Below are 22,558 nucleotides of genomic sequence, written 5' to 3'. Positions count from 1 at the left end.
CTTGAATTGAAGGCTACGGCGATCGAATCGGCGTGGGACGCGACGTCCAGCGGGAGGTCGTGCGGAACCCCACAGATCGGTCAGCGGTTCAGTCCGACAACCCCTTGCCTGATGCGAAAGGAGCCCGGACATGACCGATCGAGAGCGGCGGGTGCGCGATCTCGCCTACCAGATCTGGGAAGAGGATGGCCGCCCGGAGGGCGCGGGCGCGCGCCACTGGAGCGAGGCTGAAAGACGCTATGCCGCAGAGCTGGGCTCGGCGCCGCCGCCCAACGGCGGGGCGGTCGCGGGCGCCAAGGCGAAGCCGGTGAAAGCTCCGAAGGCGAAGGCCGTGGCCGCAGCCGCCGGCACGCCTCCTAAAGCCGGGGGCGAGCCCGGCAAGATCGCCGCGGCTGCGGCCGAACCGAAGAGGGGTAAAGCCGGCGGCGGCAAGCCCTCCGACGCCAAGCGCGCGGCCGACGCGCCAAAGGCGGACAAGTCCGCCGGGGCGAAGCCGTCGAAGAAATCGAAGGGCTGAGCGCGGCCGCGCCGCGCGCCCTTGGTTCAAGTTAGCGTTCGATTGCTCGGAACGTCGCGCGGATGCATTCGTTGTGATGCGGTGACGGGATCGCGGGCCGCTTCGGCCCGCTTGAGGCGAGGCGACATTTTCCATGGGCGATATTAAGACCGACCGTCGGGCTGAGGCTGGGCGGCCGCAACCGCTCGGCGCGACTTTCGACGGCCAGGGGACGAACTTTGCGATCTTCTCGGCCTACGCCGAGCGCGTGGAACTGTGCCTTTTCGACGAGAACCAGAACGAAATCGAGCGCGTCACCCTTCCCGAGTACACCGACGAGATCTGGCACGGCTATCTCCCGGGGATCGCGCCCGGCCAGATCTACGGCTACCGCGTTCACGGGCCCTTCAAGCCCGAGGAAGGCCACCGCTTCAATCCGAACAAGCTGGTGCTCGACCCCTACGCAAAGAGCCTCGTCGGCTCGATCGCGTGGAATGACGCTCATTTCGCCTATGACATGAACGCCGAGGACAAGGACCTCACCTTCGACGAGCGCGACAGCGCGCCGTTCATGCCGAAGTGCGAGGTGGCCGACACCGCCTTCGACTGGACCGGGGACGTCAGGCCGAACGTGCCGTGGGACAAGACGGTGTTCTACGAGACCCACGTCCGCGGCTACACCATGCTGCATCCGAACGTGCCGGAAGAGATCCGCGGCACCTTCGACGGGCTGAGCCAGAAAGAGGTCATCGCCCACATCAAGTCGCTGGGCGTCACGTCGGTCGAACTGCTGCCGATCCACGCCTTCCTCGACGACCAGCACTTGGAGTCGAAGGGCCTGAAGAACTTCTGGGGCTACAACACCATCGGATTCTTCGCGCCGATGGGCCGCTACGCTGGCGGCGAGAACAAGTCCGGCCGGGCGCGGCTCGCGAGCTTCAAGAACATGGTGCGGGCGTTCCACAACGCCGGCCTCGAGGTGATCCTCGACGTCGTCTACAACCACACCGCGGAAGGCAACGAACTCGGGCCGACGCTGTCGTTCAAGGGCATCGACAACCTGAGCTACTACCGGACGATGCCGGACAATCACCGCTACTACATCAACGACACCGGCACCGGGAACACCGTCAATCTCAGCCACCCCCGCGTGCTGCAGATGGTGATGGACAGCCTGCGGTACTGGGTGGAGGAGATGCACGTCGACGGTTTCCGCTTCGACCTCGGCACCATCCTCGGCCGCGAGACCTACGGCTTCGACGCCCGCTCCGGCTTCTTCGACGCGATCGGACAGGACCCTGTTCTGCGGCAGGTGAAGCTGGTCGGCGAGCCTTGGGACATCGGCCCCGGCGGCTACCAGGTCGGCGGTTTCCCCCCCGGCTGGGCCGAGTGGAACGACAAGTACCGCGACAATGTGCGGGACTATTGGAAGCAGGGCGCGGGCCATCTCGGCGACTTCGCCGCGCGCGTCACCGGCTCGGGCGACATCTACGACCGTCAGGGCCGCCGCCCGTGGGCCGGCGTGAACTTCGTCACCGCCCATGACGGTTTCACCCTGCACGACACGGTGACCTACAACGAGAAGCACAACGAGGCGAACGGCGAAGACGGCAAGGACGGCCACGGCGACAACCGCAGTTACAACTACGGCGTCGAGGGAGAGACCGACGACGCGGGCATCGTCGCCGTCCGCGAACGCCAGAAGCGCAACTTCCTGGCGACGCTGCTGTTCAGCCACGGCACGCCGATGATCCTGGCGGGCGACGAGTTCGGCCGCACCCAGGGGGGCAACAACAACGGCTACTGCCAGGACAGTGAGATCTCGTGGGTCCACTGGGACCTCAACGAGAACAACCAGAAGCTCCTGGCTTTCACCAAGCGGCTGGTGAAGCTGCGCGCGGAGCACGCGATCCTGCGGCGCGCGAGCTTCCGCGATGGAATGGGCGTCACCTGGCTCAACCCGGGTGGCGGCGAGCAGACGGCGGAGCAGTGGGGCGACGCCGGCGCCGACTGCATCGGCCTGCAGCTCACGACCAATGAGGAGCAGGCGATCCTGATCTTCAACAGCCACGACGGCGTGGTGCCCTTCACCCTGCCAGAGCGCGACGGCGGAGCCCCTTGGAGCGTCGCGATCGACACGGAGCGGCCGGAGGCGGAGGAGGGAGCCGTCGCCCTCGACGGCGGCGCCGTCTTCGAGGTTCAGCCCCGCTCCCTGCTGCTGTTGAAGTAGCTTCCGGCTTCCGCGACGGCGGGGCTTGTCCGAAGCCGCTCCGCCGTCGCGCCCCCGTCGGTCAGGTCGTCGCGGCCCGCGCCAGGAGCGGCCGCCAGTTCGGCTCCACCGTCAGCTTGAACGTATCCGAAAGCACGCGCTCGAGATCCGCGGCGCCGAGCATGTGACGCTCCGGAGCCGCGCCCCGTCTGCGGATCGTCAGCCGACGGTCCATGAGAGCGAAGCGGGCGTCGGGGGCGATCCTCGCGGCCACCAGAAACCGGCGGAAGAACGACGAGGGGTGGGTGCAGGTGAACCAGTTCGCGATCACGTAGTCCGCCGTCGTGTGCGCTTCGTCCGAGAACTCGTACATCGGCGACCACCCCTCTTCGGTCAGAGCGAGGACCCGGGTGAGTCCGCCGGACGACGCGATCCGCCAGGGCTCATGCGCCGTCTCCTGCGGCCGGGGATCGTCGAGCCGAAGCGGTTCGGGGGGAACCATAGCGCCGAACCCCACGTCCACGAGATAGGCCGCGCCCTCGACCGTGACGCGCAGCGTCCTGTGGGTGCGACCGGCGAGGTCGTCGTCGGCCCGACCGAGAAGCACGCGGGCCAACAGTCCGTGAACCTCGAATCCGAGCGCGCTTAACACCCGGTGGAACAGCCCGTTCTGCTCGTAGCAGAAGCCGCCGCGTCGGGCGGCAAGCAGTTTCCGATCGATCGCCACGGGCGCGATGTCGACGACGTGGCCGAGCGCGACGTCAATCGCCTCGAACGGGATCGCGGCGAGATGCGCGCGCTGGAGGGCGGCGAGCGTCTCATGCGAGGGCGCGCGGGGACCCCGATAGCCGATCCGCGCGAAATAGGCGTCGAGATCGACCTCGCCTGGCGAGAGGATCTCAGCCCTGGGCGCGGGCGGGGCGAGGAAGGGGGCGGTCATGAGCGGGGCTCCCAGCTTGTCGATGCGCAGGAGCAAGGCTATAGAACCTCAAGTAAAGTTGAGGTCAAGGGGCGACGATGGTCGCGGTGCGGGACATGAGCGTGGGCGAGGTCGCCCGCCGCAGCGGCGTCGCGGTGTCGACGCTGCATTTCTACGAAGCCCAGGGGTTGATCCGGAGCCGTAGAAGCGAGGGCAATCAGCGGCGGTTCGCGCGCGAGATCCTGCGCCGGGTCGCGATCATCAAGGTCGCCCAGCGGCTCGGCGTCCCGCTCGCGAAGATCGGCGAGGCCATGCAGGCGCTGCCGCGGGACGGCGCGCCGACCGCCGCGGACTGGCGCGCGCTGTCCGCCGCTTGGCGGGGGGAGCTCGACGACCGCATCGCCCGGCTGACCCGGCTGCGCGACGAACTTGACGGCTGCATCGGGTGCGGTTGCCTGACGGCGCCCGATTGCCCGCTGCGCAATCCCGACGACGTCCGTTTTCGCGAAGGTCCCGGCCCGCGGCTGCTGGACCCCCTCTGAGCGCGATGGCTCCGCCGCTGCGGCCGTCGTTGTGCTCGCCCCCCTGATCGGCTAGGGTCCGGCCGCGCGCATGGCGTCTCCGTTCCACCGGAGGCGACCGATTCTTGTGCGCCGCCGGACCGACGACCATCCGGTCAGACACGACAAACCGGCAGGTGTTATGGATTTCCTCAAGCCACGGTATACGCCGATGAACCGCCGTCGCCGCATCTATGAAGGCAAGGCGAAAGTCCTCTATGAAGGACCCGAGCCCGGCACGCTGATCCAGCATTTCAAGGACGACGCCACCGCCTTCAACGCCAAGAAGCACGAGGTGATTGACGGCAAGGGCGTCCTGAACAACCGGATCTCGGAGTTCGTCTTCCAGCACCTCAACGACATCGGGGTGCCGACGCATTTCATCCGTCGGCTGAACATGCGCGAGCAGCTGATCCGCGAAGTCGAGATCATTCCGCTCGAAGTCGTGGTGCGCAATGTCGCCGCCGGCTCGCTTGCGACCAAGCTCGGCATCGAGGAGGGCACCCAGCTGCCCCGTTCGATCATCGAGTTCTATTACAAGAACGACGCCCTGAACGACCCGATGGTCTCTGAGGAGCACGTCACGGCCTTTGGCTGGGCGAGCCCGCAGGAGATCGACGACATCATGGCGCTGGCGATCCGCGTCAACGACTTCCTGTCCGGCCTGTTCCTCGGCGTCGGCATCCGCCTCGTCGACTTCAAGATGGAGACCGGCCGTCTCTGGGAGAACGACACGGTGCGCATCGTCGTCGCCGACGAGATCAGCCCCGACTCGTGCCGTCTCTGGGACATCAAGTCGAACGACAAGCTCGACAAGGACCGCTTCCGCCGCGACATGGGCGGCCTCGTCGAGGCCTATTCCGAGGTCGCGCGCCGGCTTGGCATCCTGCCCGAGTCGGAGGTTCCGAACGGCCGCGGCCCGGTGCTGGTGACGTCGAAGGACGCATAGCGCGCCTCAGCCTCACGGTTCATAAGACTGCCGACGCCCCGCTCCCACCCGAGCGGGGCGTCGTCGTTTCGGAAGGGAGGATAATAATATGCCCATAAACATCAGGGCCTTGATCGTCGCCGCGGGTTGCCTCGCGGTCTTCCCGGCCGCCGCCCAGACGGCGGCGCCGCCCGCCGCCGCCCCCACGACCACGGCTGACGACGCGCCCCAGCTCGACATCGAGAAGACCCTCGGCGACGTCGGCGCCGGCTGGACCAAGCAGAACGCGACCGGCGAGAGCGTCACCTACGTCTGCGACAAGGACAGCTGCGGCGGCCGAGGCGTGCTGGGGATCAGCGCGGCGAAGCCGAGCGGCGAGTATCTTAAAAAAGTCGTCGCGGATCCCCAGGGCGCGCTGACCGCCTTCAAATACGGCAACGAGGAATCGATGAAGGCGACGGGCTGCGCCTTCAAGAGCTATGACATCAAGAAGATCAACGACGCCCGCGTGCAGATCGACAGCGCCGGCGGGTGCCCGGACGGGTCTTCGGCGGTGATGTCCACGATCTTCGACTCCAAGTCCGAGCGCCTGATGGCGGTTCAGGTGTTGACGAAGGGCGAGAGCGCGGCTCTTAAGCTGCGGGACGACAGCGCCGCGAAGATCAACAAGGCGCTCGACGCCACCCTGTAGCCACCGTCGCTCGAGAGGATCCCGATCATGAAGGCGCGCGTCACCGTCACCCTCAAGACCGGCGTCCTCGATCCGCAGGGCAAGGCGATCGAGGGAGCGCTCGGCTCCCTCGGCGTGCCCGGCGTCGAAAGCGTCCGCCAGGGCAAGCTGTTCGACGTCGAGCTCGCCACCGACGATCGCGCCGAGGCGGAGGCGACCCTCAAGTCCATGTGCGAAAAGCTGCTCGCGAACACCGTCATCGAGAGCTATCGCTACGACATCGCGGGGTGATCCCGACTATGACGACCCGTCTTACCGGCATGGCGCTCGGCGCCGTGACGCTCGCTCTGTCTGCAGGCGCAGCCCTCGCGCAGGGCGCGCCGAAACCCGCGGCCATTCCGGACATCCGCGGCCCGAACGGCGTGTTCTCGCTGCTGCCGGACGGCGCCAACTGGACCAAGTTCCAGACCGTGCGGCAGATCGGCGTGCGCTGCACCGACAAGGCCTGCGGCGGCGAGCGCGTGTTCTGCACGATCCAGACCCGCGCCGACGAACAGGCGCGTCCCGGCGTCGCTCTGGCCGACGAGACCGCGGCGAAGTTCGGCGAGGGCGTCATCGCCAGCGCGCCGAAGGACTTCGCGGCCTCCTACGTCGCGCCCTTCGCGCCGAAGCGCTTCGGGCCGAACGCTGGACACTGGGCGGAGCTGAAGGCCGAGGGCGAGCCCGGCAAGCTGCGCTTCGGGCTGTTCCTCGTCGCCGCGAAAGGCTACGACGTGGCCTTCAACTGCGTGACGCCGTCCGAGAGCTGGGCGACCCACCAGCCGAAGATCGAGGCGCTGCTCGCCTCGCTCAAGATCGAGCAGTAACGCTTCGAGGACCGAGAGCCATGAACGCCGCCGTCATCGTCTTTCCCGGGTCCAACCGCGAGCGCGACGTTGCAGCGGCGTTGCGGGCCGGGACCGGCTCGGCGCCCGCCATGGTGTGGCACGCCGACACCGACCTGCCGGCGGGCACGGACCTCGTGGTGCTGCCGGGCGGCTTCTCCTACGGCGACTACCTGCGTTGCGGCGCGATCGCGGCGCGGGCGCCGATCATGGACGCGGTGCGGGCGCATGCCGCCCGCGGCGGGCTGGTGCTCGGCATCTGCAACGGCTTCCAGATCCTGGTCGAGAGCGGCCTGCTTCCGGGCATCCTCACCCGCAACAAGAACCTGCGCTTCATCTGCAAGACGCAGCACCTCAAGGTCGAGCGCGTCGACACCCGGTTCACGAGCGGGTACCAGCCCGGCCAGGTGATCGAGGTCGCCTGCGCCCACGGCGAGGGCAACTACTTCGCCGACCCCGAGACCATCGAGCGACTCGAAGGCGACGGCCGGGTGGCGTTCCGCTACTGCGACGCGGCCGGCAACGTCGGGGGCCTCGCCAACGCCAACGGCTCGATCAACGACATCGCCGGGGTCTACTCCGAGAAGCTGAACGTGCTCGGCATGATGCCGCATCCCGAGAACCTGATCGACGGCGCGGTCGGCGGGACGGACGGCCTCGTGCTGTTCGCAGGGCTCGCGAAGGCCGCGTGATGGCGGCCGGGGCGATCCGGGTCGGGATCGGCGGCTGGACCTTCGAGCCGTGGCGCGGGACGTTCTACCCCGACGACCTGACGCAGAAGCGCGAGCTGGCCTACGCCGCCGAACGCCTCACCGCGATCGAGATCAACGCGACGTTCTACGGCTCCCAGAAGCCGGAGAGCTTCCGGAAATGGGCGTCGGAGACGCCGGAGGGCTTCCTGTTCTCCGTGAAGGGTCCGCGCTTCGCCACCAACCGCAAGGTGCTCAGCGAGGGCGCCGAGTCGGTGACGCGCTTCCTCGACAGCGGCGTGACGGAGCTCGGCCCCAAGCTCGGCCCGATCCTGTGGCAGCTCGCGGCGACCAAGCGGTTCGATCCGGACGATCTCGCGGGCTTCCTCAAGCTGCTGCCGGCGAAGCGCAACGGCGTGGCGCTGCGCCACGTCATCGAGGCGCGGCACGAGAGCTTCGCCGACCCGCGGTTCGTGGAGATGCTGCGGGACGCGAAGGTCGCGCAGGTCATCCTCGACGACCCCGACCATCCGATGATCGCCGACCCGACCGCGGACTTCGTCTACCTCAGGCTGGAGCGCGCGCAGGAGGAGATCGAGACCGGCTACGCCGAGGACGAGCTCGACGCCTGGGCGAAGCGGCTTGCGGCCTACGCCAGGGGCGAGACGCCGAAGGACCTGCCGGCGCTTTCCGCCGCGCCTGCCCCGAAGACGCCGCGCGAGGTCTTCGCCTTCTTCATCTCGGGCGCGAAGGTGCGCAACCCGGCGGCCGCGCAGGCGATGATCGGGCGCCTCAAGGGCTAGGCGGCGTCTCGGCCGCCCTTCGGCGCTCGATCCGCCGGGCGATGAACCGCGCCACGCTCGGCCCGCCGGGCGATGAACCGCGCCACGCTCGGCCCGGTGAGCAGCACGATCACCAGTCGCGCCGTCTGCATGGTCATCACGAACTGCAGGTCGACGTCGCTCGACGCCGCGATGATCGCGACCGAGTCGGCGCCGCCGGGACTGGTGGCGAGGAAGGCGGTCAGCGGGTCGAGGCCTGCGAAGTGCACCAGCGCCGCGGCGAAGGCGCCGCAGAGCGCGATCAGCGTCAGCACCGAGAGCGCGAGGATCGGCAGCGCCCGCGCCGCGTGCAGGATGATCGGCCGGGTGAAGCGCAGGCCGATGCTCCAGCCGACGAGTGCGTAGCTCGCCGCCAGCAGCCACGGCGGGAGCTCGATCTTCAGAAGCCCGAAATCGTGCAGCAGCACGCCGAGCGCGAGCGGCAGCAGCAGTTGCCCGGCCGGCAGCCGGGAACGCCGGCCGGCCCAGGCGCCCGCCGCGGCCAGCGCGAGGGTGGCGGCGAGGCTCGGCCAGTCCACCGGCGGGAACCAGTCGACGCTTGCGGCGCCGCGGTCCGGCGAGACCCAGATCAGCGCGACGATCGAGGCGGAAACGGCGACGAGGACGACCCGCAGGTACTGCATGACCGCGACCAGACGCACGTCCGCGCCATAGGCTTCCGCGAGGAAGGTCATCGCGGAGGCCGCGCCGGGGGAGGAGCCCCAGATCGCGGTCGTGCCCGGCAGCACCTGCCGGCGCGCGAGCAGATAGCCGAGCGCGTTGCTTGCGATGGTGGTCGAGACGATGCCGCCGATGAAGATCGGCCAGTCCTTGGCGATCTCGGCGAGAAAGCTCGCGGGGATGCTGCGGGCGATCATCAGCCCGACCAGCGCCTGCGCCAGATGGAACGGGCTGCGCGGCACGCTGAGCGCGCCGCCGAGCCCCGCGATGACGATGCCGGCCACCATCGGGCCGAGCAGCAGCGCGGCTGGCAGGCCCAGGACTTCGAGCGCCACCACGATCGCGGCGGACAACGCGAGCGTCGCGGCCCATTGGACCGGCGGGCGCCAGGCGGAAATCAAGGGGAGGGACCGCATCACGCGGACGGTATACCGCATGCGCGCGCCGCGCGCCGCAGGCTTCGCGCAGGGGCGGCATGCGCCGGCGGGCGGTCCCGCAGGTCAGGCCGCGTCGAAGGTAACGTCCTCGTAGATCTCAGCAAGCGTCATGGACACGTCGAGCCCGTCGAACGCCACGCGGTCCGTGGGCGAGGAGAGATCCTGTCGCAGCCAACCGTCATTCGTTTTCCGGTGAACGATGACGGCGCGCTTTTTCTGCTCCACGAACAGACAGGTTCGCAGTGAGTCCAAGGTGAGATACGCGTCAAGCTTCGCTCCGAGATCCACGAACGCGGTTGAAGGCGAAAGGACCTCGACGATCGCGGCGGCGTCGGAGATCGAGGTCGGACTTCCCGCCCAAGGCGAGCAACTGACCACGACATCGGGAAGGGTCGACGCGAGAGAGGGATCGATGTCGAGGCGGACGTTCTCGGAGAAGGCCCGGCACGGCGACCCTTTGCGCCTGAGGGCGTTCATCAGGGCCGACTGGATATTGAAGACGATAAGATTGTGGATCTTGGTGCCGCCGGCCATCGACTTCACGATGTAACCATCAAGCAGCTCCCAACGCTCCTCCTCAGGAGCGTTGAGTTCGATCTCGCGAAACTCAGCCACCGTGAGGCGGCGCGGTTTAACCAGTGGGTAACTCATCGGCGGCCTCGGATCAGCGCCGCACTCTAGCATGCCGCGCCGCATTGGCGTAGCAAGGCCCGGCCTCCTCCGAAACGTCCGCGCCCGCGAGATCGATGACCGCACACGAGCCCGCCATCACGCCCGACCTTGTCGCCGCCCACGGCCTCAAGCCCGACGAGTACGAGCGCATCCTGTCCCTCATCGGCCGCGAGCCGAGCTTCACGGAGCTCGGGATCTTCTCGGCGATGTGGAACGAGCACTGCTCCTACAAGTCGTCGAAGCTCTGGCTGAAGACGCTGCCGATCGACGGCCCTCATGTCATCCAGGGCCCCGGCGAGAACGCCGGCGTGGTCGACATCGGCGACGGCGACGCGGTCGTCTTCAAGATGGAGAGCCACAACCACCCCAGCTTCATCGAGCCCTATCAGGGGGCTGCGACCGGCGTCGGCGGCATCCTGCGCGACGTCTTCACCATGGGCGCGCGGCCTGTCGCGGCGCTGAACGCGCTGCGCTTCGGCGCGCCGGAGCATCCGCGCACGCGCCATCTCGTGTCGGGCGTCGTCGCTGGCGTCGGCGGTTACGGCAACTCCTTCGGCGTGCCGACCGTCGGCGGCCTCGTGGGTTTCCACACCCGCTACGACGGCAACATCCTCGTCAACGCCATGGCGGTCGGCCTCGCGAAGGCCGACGCGATCTTCTACGCCAAGGCGAGCGGCGTCGGCCTGCCCGTGGTCTATCTCGGCTCCAAGACAGGGCGCGACGGCATTCACGGCGCGACCATGGCCTCCGCCGAGTTCGACGAAGGGTCGGAGGAGAAGCGGCCGACCGTGCAGGTGGGCGATCCCTTCGCCGAAAAGCTGCTGCTGGAGGCGTGCCTTGAGCTGATGGCGTCCGGCTCCGTCGTCGCCATCCAGGACATGGGCGCCGCGGGCCTCACCTGCTCGGCGGTCGAGATGGGCGCCAAGGGCGACCTCGGCATCCGGCTCGACCTCGAGAACGTGCCGGTGCGCGAAGACGGCATGACGGCCTACGAGATGATGCTCTCGGAGAGCCAGGAGCGCATGCTCATGGTGCTGCACCCCGAGAAGGAGGACGTGGCACGCGCGATCTTCGTGAAGTGGGGGCTCGATTTCGCGGTGGTCGGCCACACGACGGACGACCTGCGCTTCAAGGTCTACCTCAACGGCGAGCTGAAGGCCGACCTTCCGATCAAGGAGCTTGGCGACGAGGCGCCGGAGTACGACCGCCCCTGGGTCGAGACGCCGAAGGCGCAGGCTGTCGCCGCCGCCAACGTCGATGCGAAAGTCGGGACGCGCGAGGCGCTGCTGACGCTGATCGGCTCCGCTGAGCTCTCCTCCCGCCGCTGGGTGTGGGAGCAGTACGACCACATCATCCTCGGCGACACCGTGCAGAAGCCCGGCGGCGACTCGGCCGTGATCCGCGTCAACGGCGGCCCCAAGGGCCTCGCCATGACCGCCGACGTGACGCCGCGCTACTGCGAGGCCGACCCGTTCGAGGGCGGCAAGCAGGCGGTGGCGGAAGCCTGGCGCAACCTGACCGCCGTCGGCGCCCGCCCGCTCGCCGTCACCGACAACCTCAACTTCGGCAACCCCGAGAAGCCCGAGATCATGGGCCAGCTCGTGGGCTGCATCAAAGGCATCGGCGAGGCCTGCCGGGCGCTCGACTTCCCGGTCGTGTCCGGCAACGTCTCGCTCTACAACGAGACCCAAGGCCGCGCGATCCTGCCGACGCCGACCATCGGTGCGGTCGGCGTGCTCGACGACATCTCGAAGAGCGCCACCATCGCCTTCAAGCGCGAGGGCGAGGCCATCCTGCTGATCGGCGACGGCATCGGCTGGCTCGGCCGATCGTGCTGGCTCTGGCTGGTCGCGGGACGCGAGGAAGGCGCGCCGCCGCCGGTCGATCTCGCGGCGGAGCTCCGCAACGGCGACTTCGTGCGCAGCCTGATCCTGAGCGGCGCCGCGACTGCGGTCCATGACGTCTCCGACGGCGGGCTGCTGCTCAGCGTCGCCGAGATGGCGCTGGCCGGCCGAATCGGCGCGTCGCTCGACGACGCCCCGGCGAATGCGGCGCCCCACGCCTGGTTCTTCGGCGAGGATCAGGCCCGCTACGTGGTGACGGTCGACGAATCCAAGGCGGGTCTCGTCATCTCCGCTGCGAGCGAAGCCGGCGTCACGGCGACGCGGATCGGCCTGACGGGCGGCGACCGATTGATTCCGGGCCGCGAAGCCCCCATCCTTCTGAACGAACTGCGCGAGGCCCACGAAGGCTGGTTCCCGCGCTTCATGGCGGGTACGGCGGCGGACGCCGCCCCCGACGCCTGACGGAGACAGAGCCGATGCCGATGGACGCCCGCGAGATCGAAGAGCTGATCCGCGACGCCCTGCCAGACGCGACGGTGACCATCCGCGACCTCGCCGGCGACGGCGATCATTACGCGGCGGTCGTCGTCTCCGAATCCTTCCGCGGCAAGAGCCGCGTCCAGCAGCACCAGATCGTGTATCAGGCGCTGAAAGGGCAGATGGGCGGCGCGCTGCACGCGCTCGCGCTGCAGACCAGCGCCCCGCCGCAGGCCTGACCCGTTTTCACATTCGAAAAGGCGAAAGACATCATGAGCGCCAAGGATGACATCGCGAAGGCGATCGCCGACAACGACGTCGTGCTGTTCCTCAAGGGCACGCCGCAGTTTCCGCAGTGCGGGTTCTCTGGCCAGGTCGTCCAGATCCTCGACTATCTGGGCGTGCCCTATCAGGGCGTGAACGTGCTGCAGAGCGACGAGATGCGCCAGGGCATCAAGGAGTTCTCGAGCTGGCCGACGATCCCCCAGCTCTACGTCAAGGGCGAGTTCGTCGGCGGCTGCGACATCGTCCGCGAGATGTTCCAGGCGGGCGAGCTTCAGACGCACCTGAAGGACGCCGGCGTCGCGGTGAAGCAGCCGGCGTAAGGCGGAGCGAGCTTCCGTTGGAGGCTTTTGGGGTACCGGCGCCACGCTCCGCCGTCGCCCCGGGCTCCGTCCCGGGGCCCATAAGCCCGCCGTTTGAGAGGGTTCTGAGCCGGCGGGGCGATGGATTTCCGGGACTTCGCGCGGAATGACGTCGTGGTTCGTCGCGTCAGCGAAGGCCAATTGGCATTCGCTTCGCGCGGTTTTCATCGCGCGCTCGAACCGCCTTTTAAGCCTCTTGAGCTTTTGATCGCGGCGCGCCTCGACGCCGCCGCGATCCCGCGGCAGATGTCCGGCGGCGCCGCATCTCGCGTCGTCGCTCGAGCCCTGGGCCGCCTATGCCGCTGATCACCCGCCGCGCGCTGCTCGCCTCCGCCGGCGCCGGCTTTTTCGTGGCGGCTTCGGGCGGGGCCTATGCCGGGTTGATCGAGCCCGGGCTGATGCTCAACGTCACCGAGTACCGGCTGACGCCGCCGGGCTGGCCCGAGGACCTGCCGCTCTCGATCGCGGTCATCGCCGACGTCCACGTCTGCGAGCCCTTCGTGCCGATGTCGCGGGTGAAGCGCATCGTCGAGACGGTCAACGCGCTGAAGCCCGACCTGATCGTGCATCTCGGCGACCACGAGGCGACCTACCGCTTCGTCTCCGCCCGCGTGCCGCCGAACGAATGGGCGGCCGCCTACGCCGACCTGTCGGCGCCGCTCGGGCTCTACACCATCCTCGGCAACCACGACTGGTGGCACAACGCGGACACGATCCGCGGCGCGCTCGACGGCGCGCGCATCCGCATCATGGAGAACGAGGCCGAACTGATCGAGCACCGCGGCCGGCGCTTCTGGCTCGGCGGCCTCGGCGACCAGCTCGCCCACCTGTTCGACCGCCGCCGCCGCATGGGCGAGGACGACCTGCCGGCGACGCTGGCGCAGATCCGCACCAAGGACCCGATGGTGATGCTGGTGCACGAGCCGGACATCTTCGACGAGATGCCCGCGCGCGTGTCGCTCACGCTCGCCGGCCACACACACGGCGGCCAGATCTACGTGCCGGGCGTGCCGAACCCCTTCATTCCCCGCGACTACCGCGGCCGCTTCCGCTACGGCCACGTGGTGGAGGAGGGGCGCCACATGATCATCTCGGGCGGCATCGGCATGAGCGGCCTGCCCGTACGCTTCGGCGTGCCGCCGGAGATCGTGATGGTGCGGCTGGGGAACGAGCCGGCGGTGGCGTGAGGGGATCTCCCCGCTTTGCCCGAACGCATCTTCGAGTCACACTGAAGCTATGACCAAGCTTCTCGACCGCGCAATTCAACGCGTGCGCGCTCTTCCTGCAGAGGCGCAGGACGACGTCGCCCGCGTCCTGCTTAGACTCGCCGGCGACGACGAGCCGGTGCATCTGCTGACGGCTGAAGAGGCGACCTCGCTTGCGGCCTCGCTCGCCGAGGCGGAGCGGGACGAGTTCTCGTCTGACCACGAGATCCAGGCCATTTGGGCGAAGCACGAACTCTGAGGCTCCGCTTCACGCGGATTGCGGCGCGCGAGCTGGACGAGGTGCTCTCCAACGTCGCCGAGCGTTCGCCGCAGGGCGCGCGAGCGGTCCGGGCACGTATTCAAACCGTGGTCGAATTGCTCCGCGAGCATCCGCATAGCGGCCAGCTCACGAGCCGGCCCAGGCTACGCCGTATCGTGGTTGTCCCTTATCCCTATCTGGTCTTCTACGAGGTGCGGGGCGTCGAGGTGATCGTCGTCGCCGTTCGGCACGCGGCCCGTGACCCGGCGGGCATGCCTGGCTGACCGCTTGCCACGAGGACCGCCAGCAAAAACAAAAAGGCCGCCCCGAAGGGCGGCCTTTCGCATTCCAAACGGCCCGCAGGGGACCCGATCAGCGCGAGTAGAACTCGACGACCAGGTTTGGCTCCATGTGGACGGGGTAGGGCACCTCGGTCAGGGCCGGGATGCGGATGAATTTGGCGACCATCTTGTCGTGGTCGACTTCGAGGAAGTCCGGCACGTCGCGTTCGCCGGAGGCGGCGGCCTCAATGACGATGGCGAGCTGCTTGGAGGACTGCTTGACCTCGATCACGTCGCCGACCTTCACGAGGTAGGACGGGATGTTGACGCGGCGGCCGTTCACGGTGACGTGGCCGTGGTTCACGAACTGGCGCGCGGCGAACACGGTCGGCACGAACTTGGCGCGGTAGACGACCGCGTCGAGACGGCGCTCGAGCAGGCCGATCAGGTTCGCCGAGGTGTCGCCCTTGAGGCGGGTCGCTTCCGCGTAGACGCGGCGGAACTGCTTCTCGGAGATCGAGCCGTAATAGCCCTTGAGCTTCTGCTTGGCGCGCAGCTGCACGCCGAAGTCGGAGAGCTTGCCCTTGCGGCGCTGGCCGTGCTGGCCCGGACCGTACTCGCGGCGGTTCACCGGGGACTTCGGACGACCCCAGATGTTCTCGCCCATGCGGCGATCGATTTTGTACTTCGAGGCGTGTCGCTTCGACATCGCGTCCTCCTTCGAGAGGTTGAGGAACGCGCCCTCCTGCTGCTTCTCCTGATGGAGAGGCCGACAGGTCCGGTCGTCGCGAAACGCCGAACCACGGGTGCGCATAAACGCACGCGCGGGGCTTTCGGCCCCGCGCGACGTGGCGGTTCTCTAGAGGGGGGCGGCGGGCATGTCAATTCCGTGGGCGGCCGTAGGCAGGGGGAGGCGGCTCTCAGGTGATGTGCGCGCCGCGGGTTTCGACGTAGAGCGCGTAGATCGACTGGCTGGCCGCCATGAACAGGCGGTTCCGCTTCTGGCCGCCGAAGCACAGGTTGGCGCAGATCTCAGGCAGCTTGATCAGGCCGATGCGCGCGCCGTCCGGCGCGAAGACGTGGACGCCGTCGTAGCCTTCGCCCGCCCAGCCCGCGCCGGCCCAGACGTTGCCGTCCTCGTCGCAGCGGATCCCGTCCGCGAAGCCCGCGCGGCCGTCCATCTCCATGCCCGCGAAGGTTCTTGGGTTCTTCAGCGCTGCGCCGTCGAGGTCGTAGACCCAGATCTGGCTCTTGGCGTCGGGGTAGTGCGAGACCCCGGTGTCGGCGACATAGAGCTTGGCGTAGTCGGCGCTGAAGCAGAGGCCGTTGGGCTTCAGCGGTTCGTCGGCGACCTTGGCCACGGCCCCGGTCTGGCCGTCGATGCGGTAGACCGCCTCCTTCCGCAGCGGCTGCGGGCTCGAGGCGCTCTCCACCGTGCGATGGCCCTCATACTCCATCAGCGCGCCGTATCCCGGGTCGGTGAACCAGATCGAGCCGTCGAGCGGGTGCACGACCACGTCGTTCGGCGCGTTGAACTCGCCGCCGTCGACGCCTGCGGCCAGCACCGTCATGCGGCCGTCGTGCTCGTAGCGCACCACGTCGCGATGTCCGTGACGGCACGAGACCTGCCGGCCCTGGTAATCGAAGGTGTTGCCGTTGGAGTTGCCCGACGGCGCGCGGAACCGGCGCGAGACGTGGCCGTCCTCCTCCGTGTAGCGCAACTGCTCGTCGTTGGGGATGTCGCTCCAGAGCAGGTAGCGGCCGACGGCGTTCCAGGCGGGGCCTTCCGCCCAGCGCAGGCCGGTGTGGATGCGCTCGATCGCGGCGTTGCCGAGCTTGTACTTCTTGAAGCGGGGGTCGAGCGCGACGACGTCGGGGTCGGGATACCGCAGCGGCTCCGCGCCGGGCCGGAAGTCGCGCGCCTGCGCCAGGGGCGCGAAAGCGGCGCCTGCGGCGAGCGCCGCGCCGCCGGCGAGAACCTCCCGGCGGCCGAGGGTCGGGCTGTCGGTCATGAACGTCCTCCCTGTCGGCGCTCCGTCCGTCAGCGCGGCGGAGCGATCTCTCTTGGTCAGGGAGTTATGGGGGAGGGCGCGAGCAGGGACAGGGGCGGAGCCGCGCCCTGTGATTAACGGGGGCGGGCCGATCCGGCGCGCGCGCGACGGCTCGCGCGCCTATATAAAGATCGATCGCTCCCCGAAACCCGGCCTCCGCCCCCTGAGTCGCCCGCGCCCATGCGCTTCACCCCCAATTTCCTCGACGATCTCCGCGACCGGATCCCCGTGTCCGAGGTGGTCGGCCGCAGCGTGAAGCTGAAGCGGCAGGGGCGGGAGTACGCGGGCCTGTCGCCGTTCAACGCCGAGAAGACGCCGTCGTTCTTCGTCAACGACCAGAAGGGCTTCTACCACTGCTTCTCGTCCGGCAAGCACGGCGACGTGTTCAAGTTCCTGATGGAGACCGAGGGCGTCTCGTTCCCTGAGGCGGTGGAGCGTGTGGCGGAGATTGCCGGCGTGCCGATGCCGAAGGAGACGCCGGAGGAGCAGCAGCGGCAACAGGCGCGCGCGGGTCTCGTCGAGATCATGGAGATGGCGGCGAAGTTCTTCGAGAGCGAGCTGCAGGGCCGCGCCGGCGCCGCCGCCCGCGGCTATCTCGGCGGCCGGGGCCTGAGCCCCGCGACCCAGGCCGCGTTCCGCATGGGCTACGCGCCCAACGACCGCTCGGCGCTCAAGAGCCATCTCCGCAAGGCGGGCGTGCCGATCGGCGACATGGTCGAGGCCGGGCTGCTGGTCTCGGGCGACGACGTGCCGGAGCCCTTCGACCGGTTTCGCGACCGCATCATCTTTCCGATCCAGGACGGCCGCGGCCGGGTCATCGCCTTCGGCGGCCGCGCCATGCAGTCGGACGCTCCCGCGAAGTACCTGAACTCGCCCGAGACGCCGCTGTTCCACAAGGGCGCGACCCTGTTCAACCATCACCGCGCCCGCGCCGCCGCCCATCCCGCGGGGACCGTCGTCGCCGTCGAGGGCTATGTCGACGTCATCGCGCTGGCGGCGGCGGGCATCGCCCATGTGGTCGCCCCGCTCGGCACCGCGCTCACCGCGGAGCAGATGGAGCTGCTCTGGAAGATGGCGCCCGAGCCGATCCTCTGCTTCGACGGCGACAAGGCCGGCCGCCGCGCCGGCTTCCGCGCGATCGAGACGGCGCTGCCGCTGCTGGCGCCCGGCCGCTCGCTCCGCTTCGCCTTCCTCCCCGAAGGGCAGGACCCGGACGATCTCGTGCGCGCGGAGGGCCGCGAGGCGGTCGAGGCGGTGCTTGGCCGCGCCGCGCCGCTGGTCGAGGTGCTGTGGTCGAAGGAGCTCGAGGCGAGCCCCACCGACACGCCGGAGCGCGCCGCCGCGTTCGAGACGCGCCTGAAGGCGGCGCTCGCCGCGATCCGCGACGAGACTGTGCGCCGGCATTACCAGACCGCGATCGAGGGCCGTCTGGCCGGCTTCGGCCGGGCCGGCGGCGACGCGCGCCGCGGCGGCGGCGGCGGGAACCGCGGCCCGGGCGCCGGCCGGTTCATCCCGAACGCGCGCGGCGGCAGGGGCGGTGGCAACGGCCGCCGGCCGGGCGCGCCGTTCGACGCCCTTCCGATCACCGCCTCCGCCACCCTGCGGCAGAGCCCGCTCGTCGGGCCCGGCGCCGGGCGTCTGCCGGGGCGGGAGGTCGCGCTGGTGCTCGCCGTCGTCAACCACCCGCAGATGCTGGGCGACCTCGCCGAACCCTTCGCGGAGCTCGACCTGTCGACCCGCGACCTCGACCGGCTGCGCCGCGCCGCGCTCGACGCCTACGCCCATGGGGCGACCACGCGCGAGGCCATGCGCGACGCCTTGAGCGCGACGGACGGCGGCGCGTTGCTGGCGCGGGCCGACGCCGCGCTGCTCTCCAGCAACTGGTGGGTCGGCCCGGACGCGGACCCGCGCGACGCCGAGACCGCATGGCGGCACGCTGCGGCCTTGCATATCAAGGTGCGCGCGTTACATAGGGAACTTCGCTCGGCTGAGCAGGACTTTGGCCGTGATTTCACGGACGACAATTTCCGTCGGATCGTCGAAATTCAGAGGCAGCTGTCCGCGGCGGAGGGTTCCGAGGCTTCGATCGAAAACTTCGGCGGCGCATCCGGGCGCACGGTTCGATCGATGTAGCGCGTCCCCAGGGGGACGCAGGCGTTTCGGGTGCGGGTGACAGCCCCACGTGCTGGGGGCTCGTGTTGGTAAACTGGGCGTAAGCGACTTGGCTTTAGCTTAGTGACGTGCGATTCGCGGCGGCCGCCGGGTTGACGGCGGCCGATGCGGGACGACATCGATCGCGTGGCCGGCGGACGCGCCGGCTCGGAGACTGGAACATATGGCTACCAAATTGCAGGCGAAGGACGAAGCCGAGACCGCAGCTCCGGAGACCGAAGCCGGTCCCCTGCTCGATCTCAGCGATCAGGCCGTACGCCGCATGATCAAAGCCGCGAAGAAGCGCGGCTATGTGACCTACGACGAGCTGAACGAGGTTCTCCCCTCCGAACAGAACACATCCGACCAGATCGAAGACATCTACGCGATGCTCAACGAGATGGGCATCAATGTGGTCGAGTCCGAGGAGGCCGAGAGCGGCGAGCGCGAGGAGGGGGCGACCGCCGCCGCCGACGACGACGAGCCCGAGGGCGGCGATCTGGTCGAGACCGCGCGCTCCGCGCCGGTCGCCGTTGTCCAGAAGACCGAGCCCACCGACCGCACCGACGATCCCGTCCGCATGTACCTGCGCGAGATGGGCTCGGTCGAGCTGCTGTCGCGCGAGGGCGAGATCGCGATCGCGAAGCGCATCGAGGCCGGCCGCGAGGCGATGATCGCCGGGCTGTGCGAGAGCCCGCTGACGTTCCAGGCGATCATCATCTGGCGTGACGAGCTCAACGAGGGCAAGATTCTGCTGCGCGAGGTCATCGACCTCGAGGCGACCTACGCCGGTCCAGACGCCAAGAACGGCGCCGCCGCGCCCGCCGAGGGCGAAGAGACCGAGGCCGCCGAAGCCGAGACGCCGCCCGAAGGCGATCTCGAAGACGACGACATGGAGAACAACGTCTCGCTCTCCGCGATGGAGGCCGAGCTCAAGCCCCGCGTGCTCGAGACCTTCGACGCCGTCGCCGACGACTACAAGAAGCTGCGCCGCCTGCAGGACCAGAACGTCGAGAACCGGCTGCAGAACCGCACCCTCTCGCCGGCTCAGGACCGCAAGTACAAGAAGCTCAAGGACGACATCGTCCTCAACGTGAAGTCGCTGTCGCTCAACCAGCACCGCATCGACGCGCTGGTGGAGCAGCTCTACGACATCAACAAGCGGCTGGTCGCGCTCGAGGGCCGGCTGATGCGGCTTGCGGAGTCGTTCGGCGTCGACCGCATCGACTTTCTGAAGCAGTACCAGGGCTACGAGCTCGACCCGAACTGGATCCGTCGCGTCGCCATGCTCGGCACGCGCGGCTGGAAGGGCTTCGTCGCGGCTGAGAAGGACCTCGTCAAGGACATCCGCGGCGACATCCATAACCTCGCGACCGAGACCGGCCTGGAGATCCAGGAGTTCCGCCGCATCGTCCAGATGGTGCAGAAGGGCGAACGCGAGGCCCGGCAGGCCAAGAAGGAGATGGTCGAGGCGAACCTTCGTCTCGTGATCTCGATCGCCAAGAAGTACACCAACCGCGGCCTGCAGTTCCTGGACCTGATCCAGGAGGGCAACATCGGCCTGATGAAGGCGGTGGACAAGTTCGAGTACCGCCGCGGCTACAAGTTCTCGACCTACGCCACGTGGTGGATCCGGCAGGCGATCACCCGCTCGATCGCCGACCAGGCGCGCACCATCCGCATCCCGGTGCACATGATCGAGACGATCAACAAGATCGTCCGCACGAGCCGGCAGATGCTGCACGAGATCGGCCGCGAGCCGACTCCGGAGGAGCTGGCCGAGAAGCTCGCCATGCCGCTCGAAAAGGTCCGCAAGGTCCTCAAGATCGCCAAGGAGCCGATCTCGCTCGAAACCCCGATCGGCGACGAGGAGGATTCTCACCTCGGCGACTTCATCGAGGACAAGAACGCGATCCTGCCGATCGATGCGGCGATCCAGAGCAACCTGCGCGAGACCACCACGCGGGTGCTGGCCTCGCTCACGCCGCGCGAGGAGCGCGTGCTGCGCATGCGCTTCGGCATCGGCATGAACACCGACCACACCCTTGAGGAGGTCGGCCAGCAGTTCTCGGTGACCCGCGAGCGCATCCGCCAGATCGAGGCCAAGGCGCTCCGCAAGCTGAAGCATCCGAGCCGGAGCCGGAAGCTCCGGAGCTTTCTCGACAACTGAGACGGCGGTTCTCTCTCAAGACAGAAATTTGATCGAACGGCGGGCTTAGGCCCGCCGTTCGTCGTTTAGGGCGGCCGAACCGATGCGCTCGACCGACTGTCAGGTTTCCGGCGACGATCCTGCAGCCGCGCTCTTTTTCGGATGTCGAAATCGGACTAAGCTCCCCGCATGGAAGGCAGGCGCCGCACGATCGAACTCGACGAGGACGTGGCCGATGCGCTTGAGAGGCGCGCGGCCGAACGGGGCGTCTCGCTGGACGTGCACGTCGTCGATCTCGCGTCGCTCGAAGTCGTCGAGCTTGATCCGGCGGACCTAGCGGACCTCGACGCCCGCTCCGCGGAATGGCGGCGGACCGGCGAGGGCGCGCCGCTCGAGGAGGTCGTCGAGTGGATGAGGAGCTGGGGAGGCACCGCCGAGCTTCCTGCTCCACGCGTTAGGCGCTTGTGGAAACGGAGCTTTCTGCGCGCGCGATCGTAGATCTCGACCGTCTCCGCGGCTTCCTTGCCGAAAAGAATCCGGCCGCCGCCAGCCGGGCGGTTCAAGCGATCGTCGACAGTTTCGGCTTGATCTCGGCGTTTCCGCAATCGGGCGCGCGTTTCACTGGAAGCGGTTATCGAAGGCGTGCCGTCCGCTTCGGCTCGGCGGCGTGTGTTATCGACTACGAAGTCGCGGAGCAGGACGCCGTTGTCACGATCCTCCGCATCCGCCACAGCCGCGAACGGCGCTGAACGGGCGTTTTCGCACACGCGTCTTTGAGCGGGAGCGCCTTCACGGCGGCGCCGCGGTCGGCCATGGATCGGGGCTTCCGTCCCCGCGCGAGGATCGCCGCCCATGAAACATCTGTCGTTCGCTCTCGCCGCCGCGCTGCTCGCGGCCGCGCCCGTCGCCTCGCACGCGCAGGACATGCCCGGCGTGAAGGACGCCGCGCGCGTCGCGGCCGGGACCTACAAGGTCGATCCGAACCACACCCAGGTGGTCTGGTCGGTGGACCACATGGGCTTCTCCACGCTCTACGGCGCCTTCGGCCAGCCGAGCGGCAGCTTGACGCTGGACCCGAAGGCGCCCAGCGACGCGAAGCTCTCGATCGAGTTCCCGATGAGCGGACTGACCGTCACCTCCGAGAAGTTCGCGACGCACCTCAAGACCGCCGAACTGCTCGACGCCGCGAAGTTCCCGAAGGCGACCTTCGTCTCCACCAAGGTGGAGGCCTCCGGCGAGACCGCGAAGATCACCGGCGACCTGACCCTCCACGGCGTGACCAAGCCGGTGACGCTCGACGCCACGTTCCACGGCGCGGGGGCGAACCCGATGTCGAAGGCCGAGACGGTGGGCTTCTCCGCGACCGCCAAGCTGAAGCGCAGCGAGTTCGGCCTCGGCGCCTTCGTGCCCGTGGTCTCCGACGAGGTCGATCTCAAGCTGACGGCGGCCTTCGAGAAGTAAATGCGACGCCGTCGGCCGTGAACGAAAAACGCCGGCGCATGGGCCGGCGTTGTCATGTGCCCCGGAGCGG

26 protein-coding genes are annotated in these 22,558 nt (G+C 68.5%); 21 read left to right on the top strand and 5 right to left on the bottom strand.

What is annotated here, in order from left to right; all coding sequences use genetic code 11:
* Positions 1–130 precede the first annotated feature (130 nt).
* Entirely contained in the window at positions 131–517 is a 387-nt protein-coding gene (locus JOD31_RS04775) for a DUF2934 domain-containing protein (protein WP_204949123.1), read from the top strand.
* Positions 518–650: 133 nt separating this feature from the next.
* A complete protein-coding gene (gene glgX, locus JOD31_RS04770) occupies positions 651–2,726 on the top strand; it encodes a glycogen debranching protein GlgX (RefSeq protein ID WP_204949122.1) in 2,076 nt (691 codons plus the stop codon).
* Positions 2,727–2,787: 61 nt separating this feature from the next.
* On the opposite strand, the gene JOD31_RS04765 is transcribed toward glgX, so the two are convergent.
* Complete coding sequence (locus tag JOD31_RS04765; RefSeq protein WP_204949121.1) at positions 2,788–3,645, bottom strand: arylamine N-acetyltransferase family protein; 858 nt, start codon at positions 3,643–3,645, stop codon at positions 2,788–2,790.
* A 77-nt stretch (positions 3,646–3,722) separates the two neighbouring features.
* Between JOD31_RS04765 and soxR the strand changes: the two genes are divergently transcribed.
* From soxR to JOD31_RS04730, 7 genes are all read left to right on the top strand, one after another.
* Entirely contained in the window at positions 3,723–4,166 is a 444-nt protein-coding gene (gene soxR / locus JOD31_RS04760; protein WP_204949120.1) for a redox-sensitive transcriptional activator SoxR, read from the top strand.
* A gap of 160 nt (positions 4,167–4,326) precedes the next feature.
* Entirely contained in the window at positions 4,327–5,133 is an 807-nt protein-coding gene (gene purC / locus JOD31_RS04755) for a phosphoribosylaminoimidazolesuccinocarboxamide synthase (RefSeq protein WP_020184348.1), read from the top strand.
* 88 nt (positions 5,134–5,221) lie between these two features.
* On the top strand, positions 5,222–5,803 hold the full coding sequence (locus JOD31_RS04750) for a hypothetical protein (RefSeq protein ID WP_204949119.1): 582 nt from the start codon (positions 5,222–5,224) through the stop codon (positions 5,801–5,803).
* 27 nt (positions 5,804–5,830) lie between these two features.
* A complete protein-coding gene (gene purS, locus JOD31_RS04745) occupies positions 5,831–6,073 on the top strand; it encodes a phosphoribosylformylglycinamidine synthase subunit PurS (protein ID WP_204949118.1) in 243 nt (80 codons plus the stop codon).
* 8 nt (positions 6,074–6,081) lie between these two features.
* Complete coding sequence (locus tag JOD31_RS04740) at positions 6,082–6,648, top strand: hypothetical protein (RefSeq protein WP_246482326.1); 567 nt, start codon at positions 6,082–6,084, stop codon at positions 6,646–6,648.
* Positions 6,649–6,668: 20 nt separating this feature from the next.
* Positions 6,669–7,358 (top strand): phosphoribosylformylglycinamidine synthase subunit PurQ, encoded by a 690-nt coding sequence (gene purQ / locus JOD31_RS04735; protein ID WP_204949117.1) that lies wholly within the window; start codon positions 6,669–6,671, stop codon positions 7,356–7,358.
* Positions 7,358–8,158, top strand: a complete 801-nt coding sequence (locus JOD31_RS04730; protein WP_204949116.1) for a DUF72 domain-containing protein — start codon at positions 7,358–7,360, stop codon at positions 8,156–8,158. Before purQ ends, JOD31_RS04730 begins: the two co-directional genes overlap by 1 nt.
* On the opposite strand, the gene JOD31_RS04725 is transcribed toward JOD31_RS04730, so the two are convergent.
* Together JOD31_RS04725 and JOD31_RS04720 are read right to left on the bottom strand one after the other, a co-directional pair.
* On the bottom strand, positions 8,155–9,273 hold the full coding sequence (locus JOD31_RS04725; protein WP_204949347.1) for an AbrB family transcriptional regulator: 1,119 nt from the start codon (positions 9,271–9,273) through the stop codon (positions 8,155–8,157). The genes JOD31_RS04730 and JOD31_RS04725 overlap by 4 nt on opposite strands.
* Before the next feature lie 84 nt (positions 9,274–9,357).
* Positions 9,358–9,945: a Uma2 family endonuclease gene (locus JOD31_RS04720; protein WP_204949115.1), complete on the bottom strand. Its 588-nt coding sequence runs from the start codon at positions 9,943–9,945 to the stop codon at positions 9,358–9,360.
* 95 nt (positions 9,946–10,040) lie between these two features.
* Between JOD31_RS04720 and purL the strand changes: the two genes are divergently transcribed.
* The 7 genes from purL (at position 10,041) to JOD31_RS04685 (ending at position 14,679) form a co-directional block, all read left to right on the top strand.
* Complete coding sequence (gene purL / locus JOD31_RS04715; protein ID WP_204949114.1) at positions 10,041–12,272, top strand: phosphoribosylformylglycinamidine synthase subunit PurL; 2,232 nt, start codon at positions 10,041–10,043, stop codon at positions 12,270–12,272.
* Between the two features lie 14 nt (positions 12,273–12,286).
* A complete protein-coding gene (locus JOD31_RS04710; RefSeq protein ID WP_020184357.1) occupies positions 12,287–12,526 on the top strand; it encodes a BolA family protein in 240 nt (79 codons plus the stop codon).
* A gap of 33 nt (positions 12,527–12,559) precedes the next feature.
* The gene (gene grxD, locus JOD31_RS04705) at positions 12,560–12,892 is read left to right on the top strand and encodes a Grx4 family monothiol glutaredoxin (RefSeq protein WP_204949113.1); all 333 of its coding nucleotides are present in this window, start codon (positions 12,560–12,562) and stop codon (positions 12,890–12,892) included.
* Positions 12,893–13,012: 120 nt separating this feature from the next.
* Entirely contained in the window at positions 13,013–13,237 is a 225-nt protein-coding gene (locus tag JOD31_RS04700; RefSeq protein WP_204949112.1) for a hypothetical protein, read from the top strand.
* The gene (locus tag JOD31_RS04695; RefSeq protein ID WP_204949111.1) at positions 13,228–14,118 is read left to right on the top strand and encodes a metallophosphoesterase; all 891 of its coding nucleotides are present in this window, start codon (positions 13,228–13,230) and stop codon (positions 14,116–14,118) included. The genes JOD31_RS04700 and JOD31_RS04695 overlap by 10 nt, the downstream gene beginning before the upstream one ends.
* 49 nt (positions 14,119–14,167) lie before the next feature.
* Entirely contained in the window at positions 14,168–14,395 is a 228-nt protein-coding gene (locus JOD31_RS04690) for a hypothetical protein (protein WP_204949110.1), read from the top strand.
* A complete protein-coding gene (locus JOD31_RS04685; RefSeq protein WP_246482325.1) occupies positions 14,374–14,679 on the top strand; it encodes a type II toxin-antitoxin system RelE/ParE family toxin in 306 nt (101 codons plus the stop codon). Before JOD31_RS04690 ends, JOD31_RS04685 begins: the two co-directional genes overlap by 22 nt.
* Before the next feature lie 88 nt (positions 14,680–14,767).
* Here JOD31_RS04685 and rpsD read toward each other — a convergent pair whose 3' ends face one another.
* Together rpsD and JOD31_RS04675 are read right to left on the bottom strand one after the other, a co-directional pair.
* Positions 14,768–15,385 carry a 30S ribosomal protein S4 gene (rpsD, locus tag JOD31_RS04680; protein WP_204949109.1) on the bottom strand — a complete coding sequence of 206 codons (618 nt, stop codon included), beginning with the start codon at positions 15,383–15,385 and terminating at the stop codon, positions 14,768–14,770.
* Positions 15,386–15,596: 211 nt separating this feature from the next.
* Positions 15,597–16,688 (bottom strand): SMP-30/gluconolactonase/LRE family protein, encoded by a 1,092-nt coding sequence (locus JOD31_RS04675; protein ID WP_204949108.1) that lies wholly within the window; start codon positions 16,686–16,688, stop codon positions 15,597–15,599.
* Positions 16,689–16,907: 219 nt separating this feature from the next.
* On the opposite strand from JOD31_RS04675, the gene dnaG reads away from it, so the two are divergent.
* The 5 genes from dnaG to JOD31_RS04650 all read left to right on the top strand — a co-directional run bounded on the left by dnaG (position 16,908) and on the right by JOD31_RS04650 (position 22,488).
* Positions 16,908–18,860, top strand: a complete 1,953-nt coding sequence (gene dnaG / locus JOD31_RS04670; protein WP_204949107.1) for a DNA primase — start codon at positions 16,908–16,910, stop codon at positions 18,858–18,860.
* A gap of 202 nt (positions 18,861–19,062) precedes the next feature.
* Positions 19,063–21,048: an RNA polymerase sigma factor RpoD gene (rpoD, locus tag JOD31_RS04665; protein WP_020184365.1), complete on the top strand. Its 1,986-nt coding sequence runs from the start codon at positions 19,063–19,065 to the stop codon at positions 21,046–21,048.
* A 207-nt stretch (positions 21,049–21,255) separates the two neighbouring features.
* The gene (locus JOD31_RS04660; RefSeq protein WP_204949106.1) at positions 21,256–21,525 is read left to right on the top strand and encodes a hypothetical protein; all 270 of its coding nucleotides are present in this window, start codon (positions 21,256–21,258) and stop codon (positions 21,523–21,525) included.
* Complete coding sequence (locus JOD31_RS04655; protein WP_204949105.1) at positions 21,492–21,776, top strand: type II toxin-antitoxin system RelE/ParE family toxin; 285 nt, start codon at positions 21,492–21,494, stop codon at positions 21,774–21,776. The genes JOD31_RS04660 and JOD31_RS04655 overlap by 34 nt, the downstream gene beginning before the upstream one ends.
* A gap of 103 nt (positions 21,777–21,879) precedes the next feature.
* Positions 21,880–22,488 (top strand): YceI family protein, encoded by a 609-nt coding sequence (locus tag JOD31_RS04650; RefSeq protein ID WP_204949104.1) that lies wholly within the window; start codon positions 21,880–21,882, stop codon positions 22,486–22,488.
* Positions 22,489–22,558 lie beyond the last annotated feature (70 nt).

Source organism: Methylopila capsulata (genome assembly GCF_016907975.1).
Taxonomy (GTDB): domain Bacteria; phylum Pseudomonadota; class Alphaproteobacteria; order Rhizobiales; family Methylopilaceae; genus Methylopila; species Methylopila capsulata.
The sequence above is the reverse complement of the archived record's forward strand: the minus strand, read 5'-3'. Positions and strand labels throughout refer to the sequence as shown.